Annotated in this window: 19 protein-coding genes and 2 pseudogenes; 12 read left to right on the plus strand and 9 right to left on the minus strand. The window is 42.4% G+C overall.

Annotation, left to right across the window (positions count from 1 at the left end; all coding sequences use genetic code 11):
- Positions 1–293: 293 nt before the first annotated feature.
- Entirely contained in the window at positions 294–1,316 is a 1,023-nt protein-coding gene (locus tag MIS45_RS05885; RefSeq protein WP_249449848.1) for a tRNA dihydrouridine synthase, read from the minus strand.
- A gap of 393 nt (positions 1,317–1,709) precedes the next feature.
- On the opposite strand from MIS45_RS05885, the gene MIS45_RS05890 reads away from it, so the two are divergent.
- On the plus strand, positions 1,710–2,297 hold the full coding sequence (locus MIS45_RS05890) for an aminodeoxychorismate/anthranilate synthase component II (RefSeq protein ID WP_249441856.1): 588 nt from the start codon (positions 1,710–1,712) through the stop codon (positions 2,295–2,297).
- A gap of 113 nt (positions 2,298–2,410) precedes the next feature.
- On the opposite strand, the gene panC is transcribed toward MIS45_RS05890, so the two are convergent.
- Both panC and MIS45_RS05900 read right to left on the minus strand, forming a co-directional pair.
- Positions 2,411–3,247, minus strand: coding sequence for a pantoate--beta-alanine ligase (panC, locus tag MIS45_RS05895; RefSeq protein ID WP_249441857.1), 837 nt, complete (start codon positions 3,245–3,247; stop codon positions 2,411–2,413).
- Between the two features lie 121 nt (positions 3,248–3,368).
- Entirely contained in the window at positions 3,369–5,204 is a 1,836-nt protein-coding gene (locus tag MIS45_RS05900; protein ID WP_249449849.1) for a peptidylprolyl isomerase, read from the minus strand.
- Between the two features lie 603 nt (positions 5,205–5,807).
- On the opposite strand from MIS45_RS05900, the gene leuC reads away from it, so the two are divergent.
- The 8 genes from leuC (at position 5,808) to MIS45_RS05940 (ending at position 11,445) form a co-directional block, all read left to right on the plus strand.
- On the plus strand, positions 5,808–7,217 hold the full coding sequence (leuC, locus tag MIS45_RS05905; RefSeq protein WP_249449850.1) for a 3-isopropylmalate dehydratase large subunit: 1,410 nt from the start codon (positions 5,808–5,810) through the stop codon (positions 7,215–7,217).
- A gap of 143 nt (positions 7,218–7,360) precedes the next feature.
- Positions 7,361–8,095, plus strand: coding sequence for a hypothetical protein (locus MIS45_RS05910; protein ID WP_249449851.1), 735 nt, complete (start codon positions 7,361–7,363; stop codon positions 8,093–8,095).
- 163 nt (positions 8,096–8,258) lie between these two features.
- A complete protein-coding gene (locus MIS45_RS05915; RefSeq protein WP_249448029.1) occupies positions 8,259–8,537 on the plus strand; it encodes a hypothetical protein in 279 nt (92 codons plus the stop codon).
- 141 nt (positions 8,538–8,678) lie between these two features.
- Positions 8,679–8,936 (plus strand): peptidyl-dipeptidase, encoded by a 258-nt coding sequence (locus MIS45_RS05920; protein ID WP_249445155.1) that lies wholly within the window; start codon positions 8,679–8,681, stop codon positions 8,934–8,936.
- Positions 8,937–9,006: 70 nt separating this feature from the next.
- Positions 9,007–9,645 carry a 3-isopropylmalate dehydratase small subunit gene (gene leuD, locus MIS45_RS05925; protein WP_249449852.1) on the plus strand — a complete coding sequence of 213 codons (639 nt, stop codon included), beginning with the start codon at positions 9,007–9,009 and terminating at the stop codon, positions 9,643–9,645.
- Positions 9,630–9,944, plus strand: coding sequence for a hypothetical protein (locus tag MIS45_RS05930; RefSeq protein WP_249449853.1), 315 nt, complete (start codon positions 9,630–9,632; stop codon positions 9,942–9,944). The genes leuD and MIS45_RS05930 overlap by 16 nt, the downstream gene beginning before the upstream one ends.
- Before the next feature lie 19 nt (positions 9,945–9,963).
- Positions 9,964–10,272 (plus strand): hypothetical protein, encoded by a 309-nt coding sequence (locus MIS45_RS05935; protein WP_249449854.1) that lies wholly within the window; start codon positions 9,964–9,966, stop codon positions 10,270–10,272.
- 240 nt (positions 10,273–10,512) lie between these two features.
- A complete protein-coding gene (locus MIS45_RS05940; RefSeq protein WP_249449855.1) occupies positions 10,513–11,445 on the plus strand; it encodes an aldose 1-epimerase in 933 nt (310 codons plus the stop codon).
- A gap of 55 nt (positions 11,446–11,500) precedes the next feature.
- On the opposite strand, the gene ribBA is transcribed toward MIS45_RS05940, so the two are convergent.
- Positions 11,501–12,592 carry a bifunctional 3,4-dihydroxy-2-butanone-4-phosphate synthase/GTP cyclohydrolase II gene (ribBA, locus tag MIS45_RS05945; protein ID WP_249449856.1) on the minus strand — a complete coding sequence of 364 codons (1,092 nt, stop codon included), beginning with the start codon at positions 12,590–12,592 and terminating at the stop codon, positions 11,501–11,503.
- 163 nt (positions 12,593–12,755) lie between these two features.
- Here ribBA and ppsR point away from each other — a divergent pair, with 163 nt between their 5' ends.
- Both ppsR and MIS45_RS05955 read left to right on the plus strand, forming a co-directional pair.
- Positions 12,756–13,577 (plus strand): posphoenolpyruvate synthetase regulatory kinase/phosphorylase PpsR, encoded by an 822-nt coding sequence (ppsR, locus tag MIS45_RS05950; protein ID WP_249449857.1) that lies wholly within the window; start codon positions 12,756–12,758, stop codon positions 13,575–13,577.
- 53 nt (positions 13,578–13,630) lie between these two features.
- On the plus strand, positions 13,631–14,464 hold the full coding sequence (locus tag MIS45_RS05955; protein WP_249449858.1) for a glycosyltransferase family 8 protein: 834 nt from the start codon (positions 13,631–13,633) through the stop codon (positions 14,462–14,464).
- Positions 14,465–14,663: 199 nt separating this feature from the next.
- Here the strand turns inward: MIS45_RS05955 and ruvX are convergent, their stop codons facing one another.
- The 5 genes and pseudogenes from ruvX to MIS45_RS11480 all read right to left on the minus strand — a co-directional run.
- A complete protein-coding gene (ruvX, locus tag MIS45_RS05960; protein WP_249441782.1) occupies positions 14,664–15,137 on the minus strand; it encodes a Holliday junction resolvase RuvX in 474 nt (157 codons plus the stop codon).
- On the minus strand, positions 15,130–15,678 hold the full coding sequence (locus tag MIS45_RS05965) for a YqgE/AlgH family protein (protein ID WP_249441780.1): 549 nt from the start codon (positions 15,676–15,678) through the stop codon (positions 15,130–15,132). The genes ruvX and MIS45_RS05965 overlap by 8 nt, the downstream gene beginning before the upstream one ends.
- A 436-nt stretch (positions 15,679–16,114) precedes the next feature.
- The gene (locus MIS45_RS11470; protein WP_430472166.1) at positions 16,115–16,639 is read right to left on the minus strand and encodes an ATP-binding cassette domain-containing protein; all 525 of its coding nucleotides are present in this window, start codon (positions 16,637–16,639) and stop codon (positions 16,115–16,117) included.
- A 39-nt stretch (positions 16,640–16,678) separates the two neighbouring features.
- Positions 16,679–16,990, minus strand: a pseudogene (locus MIS45_RS11475) (ATP-binding cassette domain-containing protein); the annotation flags it as partial.
- Between the two features lie 195 nt (positions 16,991–17,185).
- Positions 17,186–18,025 (minus strand): annotated as a pseudogene (locus MIS45_RS11480) (ABC-F family ATP-binding cassette domain-containing protein); the annotation flags it as partial.
- Positions 18,026–18,361: 336 nt separating this feature from the next.
- Here MIS45_RS11480 and MIS45_RS05975 point away from each other — a divergent pair.
- Complete coding sequence (locus MIS45_RS05975; protein ID WP_249449860.1) at positions 18,362–18,697, plus strand: YbaB/EbfC family nucleoid-associated protein; 336 nt, start codon at positions 18,362–18,364, stop codon at positions 18,695–18,697.
- The last annotated feature ends 25 nt before the right edge of the window (positions 18,698–18,722 follow it).

The following is an 18,722-nucleotide window of genomic DNA, read 5'->3' on the forward strand; positions in this document are numbered from 1 at the left end:
TTTTACCAAATAAAGCACCTAAATAGAGATATTTAGATGGTATTTTTATGCAGAATATTTTGATTTACAGCAATATTTCATAAAAAATTAGCATGATAAAAGTAACCATTACAGCGTTGTTTGTTTTACTGTACTACAGTTATTTAAAATAAAATTAAGACAAGGCGGCTGTGACCATTGTGTACAAATCGTAATGAGGAAGCTGGAGACACTGTATCATTTGACTATAAAAATGCTAGATTCAAGAACTCGACCTACAATTTTGAGTTTTGCAAAGGTTTCAGGCTGCCTTTTTATGATTGTGTAAACGAAAAATCGCCTATCATTCGCCGAATTTCATCTATTTCACGCATCGAACGAATAGCATCAAATAATTGTTCTGCTTCGGTGTACACTCTTTTCATCATACCTAGCCATTGTTTTAATCGTGCTACTGCATATTTTCCATGCGGTTCTTTTTGCAGACACAAATCAATAAACATCATTATCCATTGCCGAATTTCATCGTCAAATAAGGCAGCCTGAACCGTCTCACCGCGCAGATATTGTTTAATTTGTCGCGCTAAATCAGGGCGCATAACTGCACCTCGTCCTAACATTACATCGGCACAGCCACTTTCGCGCCGAATAGCAATATAGTCATCTAATGTAAATACATCGCCATTTGCCACCACAGGGATAGCTGCGCGTTCCGCAATTTTGCGCACCCAAATCCAATGCGCAGGTGGCTCATATCCTTCCACTTTGGTACGCGCATGAACGGTTAGTAAACACGCCCCACCCCGCTCTATTGCTTGTGCATTTTCCAATGCTAAATCTTTATTTTCAAAACCCAAACGCATTTTTGCCGTGAGTGGAATATTTTCAGGCAGCCTATCGCGCAATGTTTTCACAATATGAAAAACTCGCTCGGGTTCTTTCAACAAAATCGCACCACCTTGATGTTTATTCACGGTTGGCGCTGGGCAGCCAAAATTGAGGTCTATTTTATTTGCGCCAAAACGTACGACTTCCAATGCGTTTTTTGCTATCATCTCAGCATCACTGCCTAATAGTTGTGTGGTACAAGGTATTCCTGCAAATGTTTGATTATTACTAGATATTTCTGGAATGTGTCGCAGCCATGTACTGCGGGAATGCACGGTATGCGTGATGCGTACAAATTCACTTACGCATTCGTCAAAGCCACCAATGCGTGTGAGCAGGTCGCGCATCACATCATCACAAAGCCCTTGCATCGGCGCGAGTATTAATCTGCCTTCCCTATTATTATCAATAAGTTCCTTGTTTTTATTTAAACTTTCTTGTTTTTGCATTTCGTTTTTTACCTACTTTATCCGACTTTATCCTGCTTTTTCCGACTATATGGTGTACCATATTTACACCATTTTTAAATTTAAAAGGTATGAGGCACAAGGTTAATAATGATTTGTATATTATTGTTTTTTTAAAAATTTTCAAAATTTCGCATTGAAAATACTCGCCAATGGATAGTTTGGGCGAGTATTTTTAGCTGTACGAGTCTACTTCGCTATTCTCCTTGAGTTTTGCATTGTACAAATAAGTGTATATTAGAGAGTTGGTAACGCTGCATTATTTTTATTTTAACCGACTATACAATTAACGTCGATTTGCAGTATATATAAAGTAAGGTATAATTTACAAAATTTTTAATATTATTTAATAAAAATCAAAGGATTATAATAAAAATGTTACTTTTTATAGACAATTACGATAGCTTTACTTACAACATTGTGCAATATTTCGGCGAATTGGGACAAAATGTGGTGGTGCGTTGTAATGATGATATTACATTGGACGAGATTGCCACATTGCAACCGCAATATTTAGTCATTGGTCCTGGTCCTTGTTCGCCCAAAGAAGCAGGTATTTCAGTGGCAGCCATGCAATATTTTGCAGGAAAATTGCCAATTCTGGGGGTATGTTTAGGACATCAAACGATTGGCGAAGCATTCGGTGGCAAAGTTGTGCGTGCCAAAACGTTGATGCACGGTAAAACATCGCCTGTGCATCATCACGGTACAGGCGTGTTTCGTGGCTTACCCAATCCTGTGATTTGCACGCGCTATCACAGTTTGGTTATTGAGCGCGAAAGTTTGCCTGAACATTTACAGATTACCGCGTGGACAGACGATGGCGAAATCATGGGCGTGCGACATCGTGATTATGCGATTGAAGGCGTACAGTTTCACCCAGAAGGTTTGCTGACGGAACATGGACATGATATGTTGAAAAATTTTCTGGATGAATTTGCCCATTTTAGTCCTGTAAAATAACTTTTCAGGCTGCCTTTCTTATCAATAAGGCAGCCTGAAAACCCAAATCCCTTATTGAAATACATCAATAAGGGATTTTTGGAAAAGATATGTGATGCAAATACCGTGAAAGATTATGCTGCATCAAATTCAATATTATCAATTAAACGCGTACCACCCAAACGTGCCGCTGCTAATGCCACCAGTTGTTTATCGCCTAAACGCGCCACTTTCAGGCTGCCTTGTTCACGGATTTCCACATAATCCACTACCCAGCCGTGCGTTTCTAATTCTTGACGTGCAGCACGCTCATGTGCCACATAATCATGGTTGCCAGATGCCACTTTTGCCACCATATCACGCAATACGCGATACAAACGCGGTGCTTCGGTACGTTCAGCTTCACTCAAATACTGATTACGGCTGGACAATGCCAAACCATCTGCCGCACGCCCCGTGTCCACAGGAATAATGCGAATTGGCGAATTTAAATCGGCAACCATGCCCTGAATAATCGTCAGTTGCTGATAATCTTTTTTGCCAAAACACGCCACATCGGGCTGCACAATATTGAACAATTTGGTTACAACAGTTGCCACGCCGCGAAAATGATTGGGACGAAACGCGCCACACAATTCATTTTGTAAATGTGGTGGCTCAACTTGATAATTTTGTGCCACGTTTGGATACAACTCACGCTCATCGGGCGCAAAAATCACCGCTACTTCGGCATCGCGCAATTTCACGGCGTCTTGTTCCAAAGTACGTGGATATTTGTCAAAATCTTCCCCTTGACCAAATTGCAGGCGATTGACAAAAATACTGACCACAACATATTGGGCTTCCTGCTTGGCACGTTTAACCAATGCCAAATGTCCTTCGTGCAAATTGCCCATTGTGGGTACAAATGCCACGTTGGATACCGTTTTGCGCCACTCACGCAATTCTTGGATAGTATGGATAATTTTCATTTTTTATTCTTTCTTCATTATTTCAGCCTGAAACCTTGGTAAACCACAGATAAGTAATAGATGAGGATTTTTTAAAGGTTTCAGGCTGCCTTTTAACTAATAGGCAGCCTGAAAATTTCGTTTACTCGTTATCCGAAACTTTTTCCGCACCTTGTTTGGTTGGAATTTCTTTTTGCAATATGGCGATATAAGCCTGTGCCAAAGCATCGCCTTTCAAAGCAGATAAACTTTCACGCGCCATGGCTAATTGCTGCTTATCATCTGCTACTGTTTTAATTGCGCTAACTTCAGTTAAAACAGGCATATTAGGCATATCCACCAGCGTATATGCAGGTTTACCATCACGCGGCATCGCTTTCATCAAAGCTTCATACGCAACTTGTGGCGCATGTTGGCGAAATTCCAATGGTAACACTTCTTCTGGCGCAGACCATGTCAAAGAAACCGCTTTGCCTGCTTGCAAATCTTTCAACATGGTTTCCGCATGAGCGCGTGCCAAACGGATACTTTCAGAACGAACAAAATCTTCTTGCACACGTGCTTTAACTTGCTCAAATGGCTCAATGCTTTCGTTGCGCGTTTCGGTTGCACGTACAAACCATGTTACCCCATTGACACTAATGGCTTCTGAATTGTGTTTTTTGGTAAAAACTTCATTACCAAACAGAGCATCAACCACTTGCTGTGGCACATTTAGGCTGTTTGCATTGGCACGTGTTAGCCATTCATCTTGTTTTTGCAATTCAACGCCTGATTTTTCAGCAGCAGGTTGCAATTTATCAGGTGTTTCAAATGCCAATTCACTTGCTTGTTCCACCAGTTTGGCATATTCAGCTTGTGCTTTTCGTTCTTGCAAACGTTGACGAATTTCTTCTTTTTGTCCTTCAAAATCAGGTGTATTAATGTCTGTAACACGCGCAATGTGGTAACCAGCATCACTTTCTACTACATCACTTATTTCACCCTCTTTCAACGCAAAAGCAGCATCTTCCAAAGATTGACTGCCCAAACGACCATCTTGCGCAAATTCTCCCAGCATACCACCATTATTAGCGGAGCCAACATCTTGCGAATATTTTTTTGCCAGCTCTGCAAATTGTTCAGGTTTTGCTTTTACTTCGGAAAGAATTTTTTCCGCTTCGGCTTTTGCTTTAGCACGCGTATCTGCATCTGCTGATTTAGGTGCATTAATTAAAATATGTGCAATCGTGCGTTTGGCTTTCAGGCTGCCTTGCATTTCATTGAATGCTTGTTGAATTTCTTCATTACTCACTATTTGTTTTGCTGCCAAATCTTTTGGCGATAAAACCATATATTCATACTTAATGCCTTGTTGTAAAGCATAATTCTTCTGATTAGCTTCGTAGAATTTTTTTAATTCTTCATCAGAAATTTTCACTTGTGCCACAAAAGCTTGCGGGTCAATCGCAGCAGAACGAACGGTGCGCGGAGACAAAGTAGCATTCAAAATTTGTGTAGCTTGTGAATCTGACGACACATTGCTTACCAGTAATCGTTGCATCGCCATCGTTGTTAAACGAACACGCCATTCGTCCATAAATGCTTGTTCATTTGCATAATTGTGTTCCAAAAATTGTTGGAATTTATTTGCATCAAATTGTCCATTGGTATGAAAATCGGGCATATCCACGATGAATTGTTTGATTTGTTCATCAGAGGCAGTAATTCCCAATTTTTTTGCACCTTCCAACAAATAAGCCTGTTGCATCAATGTTTGGAAAACCGCTTGACGGTCAGCTTGCCCACCCGATGCTTCGGTGTTGCGAATGGCTTGTTCCAATTGCATACGAGTAATAACTTGCTCGCCAATTTGGACGATGTAGGCATCATTTGGACGTGATTGAAAACTAATCAGACCAAATGACATAAAAGAAAGACCAATTAAACCCAACATAATTTGGGCAGGAGTGCGATGTTTTTCAAGAGCGTGAAACATTGTATTTTATTCTATTTTAATTAAAGGGTTAGTTTTCAGGCTGCCTATTTATAGTTTGTTTAGAATAAAAATAAGATAAAACGACAACAGTATTATTTTTATTTCTAAACGACCATCATTTTACAGATAAGGCTACCTGAACATGGAATCATTTAAATTGAAAAAGTATAGCAGATTATCCGATTACAAGAAATAAGCAGCCTGAAATCATCTTTATAGGTTGAAATTTGTGCAAAATCATTATAGTCGTCTGAAATGAACATATTGGCATGAAAAGTTAACGCAGTAGGCGCATAAAGTGGCGATAAAAGCAAGTTATTAAGATTGTGAATACAGCTTCTAAATCAAAACAATACAGAAGTGTTAGCTGCCTTATGCACTTAAATTTGTAGACAGTACCTACTGTTACCTATCCTTAAATTATTTCTATTTCAACGGCTATATTTATTCTATTCTAACTTTAAATCATCTTGTTTTAGACAAATTGTCTATTTTTGTATCATTTGTCCAAAAATTTTAAAACAATTCTTGCAATTTATGTCTAAAAAGTCTAAACTCGCGGCTGAATTTTTACTCAACCCTTTACATAGAAGAACAAAAATCATGGCACAAGCACAAACCCTTTACGATAAACTCTGGAACAGCCACGTTGTCCGCGAAGAAGAAGACGGCACGGTTTTATTGTACATTGACCGCCATTTGGTACACGAAGTAACCAGCCCACAGGCTTTTGAAGGCTTGAAAATGGCAGGACGCAAACTGTGGCGCATTGACAGCGTGGTGTCCACCGCCGACCACAATGTCCCCACAGGCGAAATCGCAGACGGCATCAAAGACCCGATTTCCAAATTGCAAGTGGACACTTTGGACAACAACATCAAAGAGTTCGGCGCATTGGCGTATTTCCCGTTTATGGACGAAAGTCAGGGCATTGTGCATGTGATGGGGCCTGAACAGGGCGCGACTTTACCGGGAATGACGGTGGTGTGTGGCGACTCGCACACGTCCACGCATGGCGCGTTTGGCGCTTTGGCGCACGGCATTGGCACGTCCGAAGTGGAACACACGATGGCAACCCAATGTATTACCGCGAAAAAATCCAAATCCATGTTGATTGACGTTTCAGGCAGCCTGAAAGACGGCGTTACCGCCAAAGACGTTGCCCTGTACATCATCGGACAAATCGGCACGGCTGGCGGCACGGGTTATGCGGTGGAATTTGGCGGCTCGGCAATCCGCAGTTTGAGCATGGAAGGGCGCATGACTTTGTGCAATATGGCGATTGAAGCGGGCGCGCGTTCAGGCATGGTTGCGGTGGACGAAACCACCATCAATTATGTGAAAGACCGCCCATTCGCACCCAAAGGCGAACATTGGGACAAAGCCGTAGCATACTGGCGCACTTTGGTGTCGGACGAAGGCGCGGAATTTGACAAAGTGTTCCGTTTCAAAGGCGAAGACATTGAACCGCAAGTAACTTGGGGCACATCGCCCGAAATGGTGGCGGACGTGAACGGCAAAGTGCCCAACCCAGCCGATGAAACAGACGCAGTCAAACGCGCTGGCATGGAAAGGGCGTTGGAATACATGGGTTTGCAAGCGGGTACGCCTTTGAAAGACATTGCGGTGGACATCGTGTTTATTGGCTCTTGCACCAATTCGCGCATTGAAGATTTGCGCCAAGCGGCGGCTGTGGCGAAAGGGCGCAAAAAAGCCGACAATGTTCAGCGCGTGTTGGTCGTACCTGGCTCGGGCGTGGTCAAAGCGCAAGCGGAACGCGAAGGCTTGGACAAAATTTTCTTGGACGCAGGTTTTGAGTGGCGCGAACCGGGTTGTTCCATGTGTTTGGCGATGAATGCCGACCGTTTGCAACCGCAACAGCGTTGCGCGTCCACGTCCAACCGCAATTTTGAAGGTCGTCAAGGCAATGGCGGTCGCACGCATTTGGTTAGCCCAGCAATGGCGGCGGCGGCGGCGGTTACGGGGCATTTTACCGATATTCGTACGATGTAAAATGAGATTTCAGGCAGCCTGAAAGTTTATGTAGGGTGCAACTTGTTGCACCATTTCAAAAATTTTGATTTTGTGGAGTAAATTGTCCCCTGCATTTTGCTGCCTTCTCGCATTTTCAGACAGCCTGAAAGGAAAAAAACAGCATGAAAATCAAATTATTCATCACATCGCTATTGCTTTTAAGTGCTTGTCATCAAGCCCAAAATGCCAGCGAAGCCAATCCCAATCCCGAAACCGCATCTGATGTGGTAGCCAATAATCCCAGTATACCCATTAAAGTGGATTTGCCGATTGATTTCAAAGGCGTGAACAGTTTGATTCATCCAATCGTGGTTTCTGCCGTAGAACAATATGCCGAAAAATCGTATTCAGGTTCGGGCAAGACCGTTTCCAGTTACATTGATGTGTACGATTATCAACTATCGGGCAAGATGTTCAATTTGGTGTTTGAAGACAAACAAACGGGCGCAACCAAAGCCCTGTTTCCCCACAATACGCAATTCATTCATCGTGCGGAATATGTGATTGCTACGATTGCCGATAAAGAAAATGAGCAAAAAGTGAAACAACGCCAGTTTTATCGCCATTTCGTGTATCAAGTTCAAGAAAAATTGGACGAAAAAGCCCCATTTCACAAAGAACGCGCTTTGTATTTGAGCGATGAAACAGGCGAAAATCTACAAAAATTGCATAAAAATGACGAATTTTTGATTGAAACACGCTGGCTGCCTGAAATGGAGCGTTATTATTTCACCACCAAATCCGACAGCGACCAAGACGGCAAAATCACACTCGCCGACCAATCATATAATTATTACATTGATTTTAAAGAAAAAGATAAGCCTGTGGTGCAGGCGTATGATTTTATGCCAAAATAGTTTGGAATAGTTTTACATATTCAATCCTCTTTAATTTTCAGGCAGCCTGAAAAATATGTTAAATTAAGTTAAACAATCCAATCATTTACCCAATTTCAGCAATAATAATCGCCGCATGAATTTCATGCGTTTTGATGATATTTTTATTTATAAGGATTATTTCATGAAAAAAATTGCTTTAACATTGGCAAGCGCCATCATCTTATCTGCTTGTTCTGGCACAGGTTCTGGTATTGTTCAAGATAGCATCAATGCAGGTACATCTGCTGCAACCGAAACCGCAACTACTGCAATTACAGGCAAATTAACTGGCGCAAACACATCTAGCGCAAGTGCGATTGCAAAAGATGCGGCAACTTCTGGCAAAAATGCTGCTATCCAAAAAGCAACCAGCAGCATCACAGGTGGCTCTACTGCACCTAGCACACCAAACAATCAATAATTTTGGGTAAATGGGTTACTGTTTTCAGGCTGCCTATCTCCAAATAATACAGCCTGAAACCTATTATTTGCATCAAAATTGCTTATGAAAAAAGGTCTCTCCGTTTAACCCCTTTTTTCAATTTTTAACAAGGATTCAACTATGAAAAACACATTATTACTGGCAGCTGTTGTTGTAACCTTAGCAGCTTGCGCAGATACACGCAGCCACATCACCAGCGATTCAGGTGAATGGAATCGCATTGAATACGGCGTAGGCAAAGATACGCAAGAATTAACCGAACAACAACAAGCCGTTGCCAAACAAGGCGAGCACGTTCGTTCATACCAAGGTGGCACGCCAAACTTCCAAACTCCACAAGTTCAAGTTCACCACGAATCACAACTGAACCCACTGTAATCGGGTATGCAGCCTGAAAACATATTTTTCAGGCTGCTATTTTTATTATCAAAACGCAGAGATATCACTTATGAAAGCATTCACACAACTTACCGCTATTGTCGCGCCACTTGACCGCAGCAATGTGGACACGGACGCGATTATCCCCAAACAATTTCTCAAATCCATCAAACGCAGCGGCTTTGGTGTCAACGCCTTTGACGAATGGCGTTACCTAGACCACGGCGAACCGGGGATGGACAACAGCAAACGCCCACTCAATCCTGATTTTTCGTTGAACCAACCGCGTTATCAAGGCGCGCAAATTCTGCTGACGCGCAAAAATTTCGGTTGCGGTTCATCGCGCGAACACGCGCCTTGGGCTTTGGACGATTACGGTTTCCGCGCCGTGATTGCGCCAAGTTTTGCCGATATTTTCTTCAACAACTGCTACAAAAATGGCTTGCTGCCGATTGTGTTGAGCGAAGAGCAAGTGGAACAATTATTCCAAGAAACTTTTGCCAACGAAGGCTATCAATTAACTATTGATTTGGAAAAACAAAGTTTGACCACGCCCAGCGGCACGGTTTTCCATTTTGATATTACCGAACACAGAAAACATTGTTTGCTCAATGGTTTAGATGAAATTGGTTTGACTTTGCAGCACGCCGATGAAATTAAAACCTTTGAAGAAAAACACAAAGCCGAACAGCCATGGTTGTTCAATTAAATCAAAAAAATACAGACGAGATGACGGCACAAGAAACCGTGTCTCGTCTTTTGCGAATGTTGGAAAATCAAGAACCCATGCTTGAATTTTCACAGCAACAGTATTTTTCGCCCATTTATTCGCGCGAATGGTATAAAACGCAAGTTGTCCGCAGAACTTTTGATTTATTGGGTTATTCATGGGCTTCTTGTCCAGATTTTTGGGCAATACCTCTGATTTTGATTTTTTGTTTGTTGTTGATTTTATCAGCAATTTTGGCGGTATTTCTTACCGCCTTTGCATCGTTTTTTTGTACATAGGCTGCCTGAAAATCCGCTTGTGCACATAGATTTTGCCCAACGCGAAATCACGTTTTGGCAAAATCAGAAGTGTATTCAAAAGATTGAATTGGGTTTACCATCTAGTTTGATGTATAAGCAACAACCTTTGTGTTTTTCTGTTAATAATAAATTGATTAAATTAAATATTTACGATAAAAACAGCAAGGGACATCTATTATGGCAAATGGAAACCGCCGTTTTGTTCGGAAAAACCGAAGCAAAATTTTTACAACAAATTGATGATTTAACAGGAAAAATGGCAAAAAAATTGAATTTAACTTTGTTTTATGAAAAAACGAGTGTTTAGATGCTAATGACAGCATAGCTGTTTTGGTTTTTTGGAAAAATTGTTCAATTTAGGTTACGAGTGAAGCAGGCTTGTAAAGCAAAACAAACACAAAACGAATTGACATTAACCCCTATGAACATAAGGCAGCCTGAAAATGCGCAAGCAGATTTTTTGTACGCCCAAAATACTGTGTGCATTCATTTTCAGGCTACCTTTTGTTATCATTACTCTCTTTAATTATTTTTCAAAAACACCATCATGTTCGCACTTACTCAACACTCCGACCGCATTATTTTGTCTGATGACGCACAACAATACCAAGCCGAGATTTTTCCTTTTGGTGCCTTGCTCAACCGTTTTGCCATCAAAAAACCCGACCAAAATTGGCACAATATCATCGCCGCATTTCAATCGCCCGAAGATGCGCGCACCAATATCACGCAACTGTTTCGCAGCGCCAAACTCAGCCCCTTTGTCTGCCGCCTTGCCAACGCGCAATATGAATTTTCAGGCTGCCATTATCAAACGCATAAACACAAAATTGGCGATTCTGCCATTCACGGTTTGATTTATGATGCTGAATTTACCGTGCAACAGACTCATGCCGATGCGCAACACGCCAGTTTGACATTAAGCCATACTTATCAGCACGATATTTATGGTTATCCTTTTGATTATCAAATCAATATTACCTATACTTTGCGCGAACACGGCGCATTGCATCTGCACACAGAAATACACAATATTGGCGACCAACCCCTGCCGATTGCCGATGGTTGGCACCCGTATTTTGCGGTGGACGGCAATATGGCAAATTGGCAACTACACATTCGCAGCTGCGAACAATTGGAATTTAGCCCTGCCCTATTACCCACAGGCAAACGCATTGCCGATGCGACATTCAGCCAAGCCACGCCGATTGCACAAACTGAATTGGACAACTGCTTTGTGCTGACCGAAGATTTCAGCGCGCCTGCGGTTGTGTTGCAAGGCGAACACATTCAGTTACGCATCATGCCCGATGCTGCCTATCCCTATGTGCAAGTCTACACGCCGCCACAACGCGATTGCATTGCGCTGGAAAATTTGAGCAGCGCGCCCGATGCGTTTAATAATCACATTGGCCTGATTGAATTAGCGGCAGGCGAAAAATGTTCATTTAACACATTGTATCAATTAGAATATCTGTAAAAAAGGCAGCCTGAAACCTTTCAGGCTGCCTTTTAATACTTAATCCATCATATATTTATGCTTTTGGTGCATCTTCAAAATCCACAATCTCCAAACCAAAGCCTGTTAAGCCGCCTAATGCTGATGGCGTACCCAGCACACGCATTTTATGAACATTCAAATCCACCAAAATTTGCGCACCAATACCATAGGTCTTTTTATCCCATTTGCGTGTTATGGTTTTGGTTTGTGGCAAAGCGCGTTCTAGTAATGCGGCACCATCTTCAGTACGATGCAATAAAATAATCACGCCGTGTTCCGCAGCCTGAACGCGCTGCATTGCATCGGGCAAATGCCAAGAATGTGTGCTGGTTGGACGAATCAAATCCATTGCGCTAAATGGCTCATGTACACGCACAACCGTTGTGATACTATCCGATGGCGAGCCTTTTACCAATGCTAAATGTGTTTCACCATTAATTTTATCAACATAAACATGTTGTTCAAACTCTCCCCACGCTGTTTGTATTTTCAGGCTGCCTTTATTTTCCAACAAACTTTCGTGGCGACTGCGGTATTCAATCAAATCCGCAATCGTGCCAATTTTCAAATTATGCTCTTGCGCAAATTTTTCCAACTGTGGCATACGCGCCATTGTGCCGTCATCATTAATAATTTCACAAATCACACCAGCACCCGTTAAACCCGCCATTTTTGCCAAATCTACTGCCGCTTCGGTGTGCCCCGTGCGTACTAATACGCCACCTTTTGCTGCGCGCAGTGGGAAAATATGCCCCGGACAAACAATATCTTGCGCTTGTACATGAGGCGAAACTGCCGTTTGAATTGTGTGTGCACGGTCAGCCGCTGAAATACCTGTACTGATGCCCGTTGCTGCTTCAATGGATACTGTGAAATTGGTGCCATATTGTGCGCCATTGTGTTGTGTCATCATCGGCAATTCTAGCTTATCAATCAAAGCATTTTCCATTGGCAAGCACACCAAACCGCGTGCATATTTAATCATAAAATTAATAGCGTCTGGCGTAACAAATTGTGCCGCCATAACCAAATCACCTTCATTTTCACGGTCTTCGGCATCGGTGATGATGACCATTTTGCCAGCTTTAATGTCTGCAATAATATCCTCAATGGGAGAAATATACATTTTGTGTTCCTTTTAACATGTGGATTTTTTAACGGCGAGATTGTACGCTGTTGTGTTGATAAAAACAAAGTTTCAGGCTGCCTACGGTATTTGAAAACACTTGCTTACCCTGTACACGCCACCTATAATCTTGGCTACATTTTACTACACAGGAATACACATCATGAATGAAACACCTCGCCGAAATGTCTTTTTTGTATCCGACCGTACAGGTTTAACTTCTGAAAATATGGGGGAAGCCTTGTTGGAGCAATTTCCCAATTTCAATTTTAAACGAGCAACTTATCCATTTTTGGATACAGTTGAAAAAGCTCACGCGCTTGTACAAATCATCAATCAAGCTGCTGAACAAAGTCAAATTAAACCACTGGTGTTTTCCAGTGTAGCAAATGATGACATTCGTGAAATTGTCAAAACTTCACAGGGCTTGCATTTGAGTTTTTTTGATGCGTTTTTAGGTAAATTGGAAAGTGAGTTGGGAATGACAGCACGCCATTCGGTGCAAGGGCGTGTGCAAAATGTAGAAAAATACGATGCGCGTATGGAAGCGGTCAATTTTGCGCTGAATCACGATGATGGCGTATCTGACCGTAACTTGCAAGAAGCCGATGTGATTTTAATGGGCGTGTCGCGTTCGGGTAAAACACCAACATGTTTGTATTTAGCGTTGCAATATGGCATTCGTGCTGCCAACTATCCGCTCACGCCTGATGATTTGGATACAACTGATTTACCACGCATGGTAAAACCATATCACAAGAAATTGTTTGGTTTGACCATTCAACCTGACCGTTTGCATCAAATTCGTCAAGAACGTCGCCCTGACTCGCGATATTCGCACCCGAATACTTGTAAGCAAGAAGTGGCTGATGCGCAAGCTATGTTCCGTCGCCACAATATTCCGTTTGCCAATACCACGCATAAATCGGTGGAAGAGTTGGCAGTTTCTATTATGCAAGAATGCGCGTTAAAACGCCGTTTTTAATATTTTTCAGGCTGCCTTGAATATTTAGAGGCAGCCTGAAACCTTTCTTTTTTATGATGCCACACACTTTAAATATTGTTTTAGCGGCTGATAATGCCTATGCCCCACATGTGGAAACATTGCTCAAATCTTTGTGTTGCCACAATCGTCAGATGCGCGTGTATTTATTCCATCGCAACAGCCATGCACCAGAATGGTTTGATTATATTAATCAACAACTTCATAATTTTGATAGCGAAATCATCAGCGCAGTTGTTTCACAAACGCAGTTAGACCATTATCCCAACCAAAGTCATATTACATCCGCTGCATATTATCGTTTTTTAATGGCAACTTTGCCACATGACCGTGCTTTGTATTTGGATAGCGATTTGCTGGTTACTGGTTCATTGCAATCTTTGTATCAAATGCAGTTTTCAGGCTGCCTACTTGCTGCGGTGCAAGATTCGGTAACGGCACGAATAGATTGGCGACATCCCTATAATTTGCATCAACAACCTTATTTTAATTCTGGTGTATTGTTGGCAGATTTGACACAATGGGGTAGAGAAAATATTCAACAAAAACTGTTGGATACGGCGCAAAAAATAGCACACAATGTGCCATTTGGCGACCAGTGCATACTCAATTATGTGTGTCAAAATCGTTGGTTTCCCTTGCCTGAAGACTACAATTATCAAGCAGGAACGGAATGGTTGCTTGCTAATCGTGGTTTATCGCGCAAATTTTCGCCACCAAAAAACTTACCGCTTATCGTCCACTACACGACACCTCAAAAACCTTGGTTACTCAACACCTTGCCAGAACATCTACCACCGCCAGCGTATCGTCAACTGTATTGGAAATATCGGCAATTAAGTTGGGCAGATGTGCGAGCGGTAGCGTAAAATATATAATAATGAAGCTCTTGTAAAATTCTAAATTGGAACTTCAAAGTTATATAGTCGGTTAAAATGAAGATAATATAGCATTGCCAGCACCTTTATGTATGTTTTTATACAGAGGTCGTTGTCATCTTGTTTGTGTTATTTTAACCGACTATATAAAACGATAGGCAGCCTGAAAATAATTTTTCATACAATCAATTCACGTTTCTGTTTTTTCGCGCCCATTAAAATATTCCACCGCACCACTTTCAAAAAAACTATGCAAAATTGCCTGTGCTGCAACTTGGTCCAAGACCATTTTTTGCTTGCGTCCTTTTACACCAGCGTGGCGCAATAATTCTTCTGCGTAGAGCGACGATAAACGTTCATCTACCCAATACACAGGCAGCGCAAAACGTCCTTGTAAACGGCGACCGAATTTACGTGCTAACTGTGTCATTTCGTGTTCCGTGCCATCTATATGCGTGGGCAAACCAACCACCAAGTTTTCAGGCTGCCATTCTTGAATTAATTTGGCGATTTGGGTAAATTTTTCATCGTTGTTTTTCCCCGTAATGGTCATAATCGGATGCGCAATCGCAATCCCACAATCACCTTGCGCCACGCCAATTCTTGTTTCGCCAAAATCAAATGCCAAACAACCTCCACTATTGGGTGCAATAAAATTAGGCATGTCCCATCACTCCCATTAAATTTTCAGGACGAATGCCTAATTTGGCAAATGCCGCAGCATAACGTTCTTGTGTAGGCAGCCTGAAAATAATCTCACTATCTGCATTGGCAACCAGCCATGTGTTCTGTGCGATTTCTTTTTCCAGTTGTCCTGCCTCCCAGCTGGAATAGCCCATTGTCAGGACAGCATCGGACTCATTATCTTGATTTGCCAAACCTTCAAGAATATCGCGCGACGTTGTTAATGCAATCTCTTCGGTAATGGGCATGGTGTTTTGCCATGTTTGCACAGGGGAATGCAGCACAAATCCACGGTCTGGGTGCAATGGTCCGCCGAGCATAACATCTTTGCCAATAAATCGTTGTGGTGTGGTTTTGCCTGTTGAAGAAAAAACAATATCCATGCTAACTGGTGAGGCTTTATTAATCACAAAACCCATTGCGCCTTTATTGCTATGCTCACATAAATACACCACGCAGCCTGAAAAAAAAGAATCGTTCAGAGTGGGCATGGCGATGAGAAAATGATTGCTTAAATTCATTATGTGCTTGTGTGTCCAAATTAAAGATAAATGTCACAGAAATATAGGGTTGCAGGGTGAATTTTACAAGATGAATGGTTCAAAATAAAAATAATACAGTATTATCAGCACTATATACGATTTGTACACGGCAGTCGCTAGTCTTCTAGTCTGTATTTATTTTAACCAAACATATAATTAGGTTGAAACTTTTGTAAAACCTATTTAGTAGGCAGCATTACAGTACACGACAAAAAATTATTTCCGTAGGTCGGGCATGAATGCCCGACCTACAACTTCAAAAATTGTCGTGTACTATAAGGCAGCCTGAAAACTCGTAGGTCAGATACTCGCATTCAATATTTTAAATTAAACAAATGGTTGTTGAATATAGGAAATATTCGATTCAAGAATCCGAGCTGCAGTTTTAAGTTTTGTAAAGGTTGCTGCCTGAAAATCACGCCACGCCGTTTTGCTTCGCTTCCAAAATCTCCCAACGTTCCAATTTTTCCAACAAAATCAACTCAATTTCTTCCGCACGATTTTGCAGGCTGCCTGCTTTTTCGTAATCTTTGAAAATATCGGGGTTGGATAATTGTTCGGCTAATGCGGCTTGTTCCGCTTCCAAAGCAGCGATTTCATCGGGCAAAGCGTCCAATTCGCGCTGCTCTTTGTAGGACAATTTGACCGTGCGATTGGCTTTCGGTTTTTCCTTAACGGGTTCATCGGCAAGGGGATTTTTCGGCGCGGCGGCAGCCTGCAATTTCTCTTCACGCTGTTTCGCTTCCAAATAATCTTGATAGCCGCCCACATATTCTTTCAGGCTGCCTGAACCGTCAAACACAATGCTTTGCGTAATCACATTGTCCAAAAACGCGCGGTCGTGCGACACCAAAAACACCGTGCCAGCGTAATCGCGCAACAATTCTTCCAACAATTCCTGCGTGTCAATGTCCAAATCATTGGTCGGCTCGTCCAGCACCAAAATATTGGCGGGGCGCGTGAACAATTTCGCCAACAACAAACGATTGCGCTCGCCGCCCGACAGCGATGACACAGGCGATTGCGCCCGCGCTGGGTGAAACAAAAAATCTTCCAAATAACTCATCACATGGCGTTTTTTGCCGCCGACTTCCACAAAATCATTGCCCTGCCCCAGCGTGTAAAACACCGTGTCATTTTCATTCAACGCGCTGCGGAATTGGTCAAAATACGCCACTTCCTGCTTGCTGCCCAAGCGGATTTTGCCGAAAGTCGGCTGCAATTCGCCCAAAATCAGCTTCAAAAACGTGGTTTTGCCCACGCCGTTTGCGCCGATTAAGCCGATTTTGTCGCCGCGCTGAATAATTGCAGAAAAGCGTTCCATAATGCGGCGTTCTGGGTAGTGGAAACTGGCGTCTTCCAATTCGGCGATGATTTTGCCGCTTTTTTCGCCTGCGTCCAGTTTAAAATTGACTTGCCCCACGCGCTCGCGGCGTGCAGCGCGTTGGCGGCGCAATTCTTCCAAACGGCGGACGCGCCCTTCATTGCGTGTACGCCGTGCTTCAATGCCTTTGCGTATCCACACTTCTTCTTGCGCGTGGAATTTGTCAAACAGGCGATTGTGTTCGGCTTCCACCGCCAATTCTTGCGCTTTTTTCTCGCTGTATTGCGCGAAGTTGCCGTCATACGAGCGCAAAATACCCCTGTCCAATTCCACAATACGCTTGGCAATGTTGTCCAAAAAACGGCGGTCGTGGGTAATCACGACCATGCTGCCTGAAAAGTTTTGTAACAGGTTTTCCAGCCAAATAATCGCGTTAATATCCAAATGGTTGGTCGGTTCGTCCAGCAACAAAATATCGGGTTTTTGCACCCACGCTTGCGCCAAAGCCACGCGCTTTTTCTGACCGCCCGATAAATTGCCAATCAATTCATTTTCAGGCAGTCCGAGTTCGCCAATCGTTTGCTTGATTGCTGCGTCAACAGACCAGCCGTTTTGCGCTTCAATTTGGTTTTGCAAATCATTGAGTTGCTTGATTAATTCATCATTATGCTGTTTTTCCAATTCATAACTGATGTGATGGTATTGGCGCAATACATCGCGTAATTCCCCTAAGCCTTGCGATACCACATCAAATACAGTTTGTTGATTTTCAAAGAAACTTTCTTGTGGTACATAGACAATTTTCAGTCCGTTTTGAATAATCAATTGACCATCATCTAATTTTTGTACACCTGCCAAAATTTTTAAAAACGATGATTTTCCGACACCATTTCGCCCAATCAAGCCGATTTTTTCGCCTTGATTGAGTTGGAATTGTGCTTTATCCAATAATGGGAGATGTCCGACCGCGAAACTGGCGTTTTCTATGGCAAGAATGCTCATTTTTTGTCCTTAAATTATTGTTTCATTATTATCAAAATGAACTGAATTGTAGCAAAAGGCAGCCTGAAAAACGAGTTTTCGCTGTTTCGGGTTGTCTAAGAGTAATGATACCGCTTTGCTGTCATTGGTCTATAATAATATGAAAAATAGCGAATACATGTATCCGCACTACATAGTATGGGATTTGAGAACTTGGCAAGTCTGCTCTCTTTAACTTAGCAAGGTTGGTTTTCAGGCTGCCTGAAGATTTTTGGCGTGTACTGAAATGTTGAATAAAAAAAGTGATATAATTACACTAATTTTTGTCTATTTTATATTAATTAGGAGTATTCCCTTATGTTAGGAAAAGCAGGTCTCGGCGGCTTAATGCAGCAAGCGCAACGCATGCAAGAAAATATGAAAAAAGCACAAGCAGAATTGGCTCAAACCGAAGTGGAAGGGCAAGCGGGTAATGGCTTGGTTAAAGTTGTCGCCACATGCAGCCATGAAGTACGCCAAATCCGCATTGACCCGCAACTGATTGAACAGGCGGTGGACGATGCCGAAATGTTGGAAGATTTGATTATGGCAGCATTGAACGATGCACACGAAAAAGGGGAAGCCACAACTGCGGCGCGTATGGCGCAATTTACGCAAGGTTTGCCAGCAGGCATGGGCGATTTCTTTAAATAATATTTTTCAGGCTGCCTTTTCACAT

The sequence above is a fragment of the Wielerella bovis genome (assembly GCF_022354465.1).
In the GTDB taxonomy this organism is placed as follows: Bacteria; Pseudomonadota; Gammaproteobacteria; order Burkholderiales; family Neisseriaceae; genus Wielerella; species Wielerella bovis.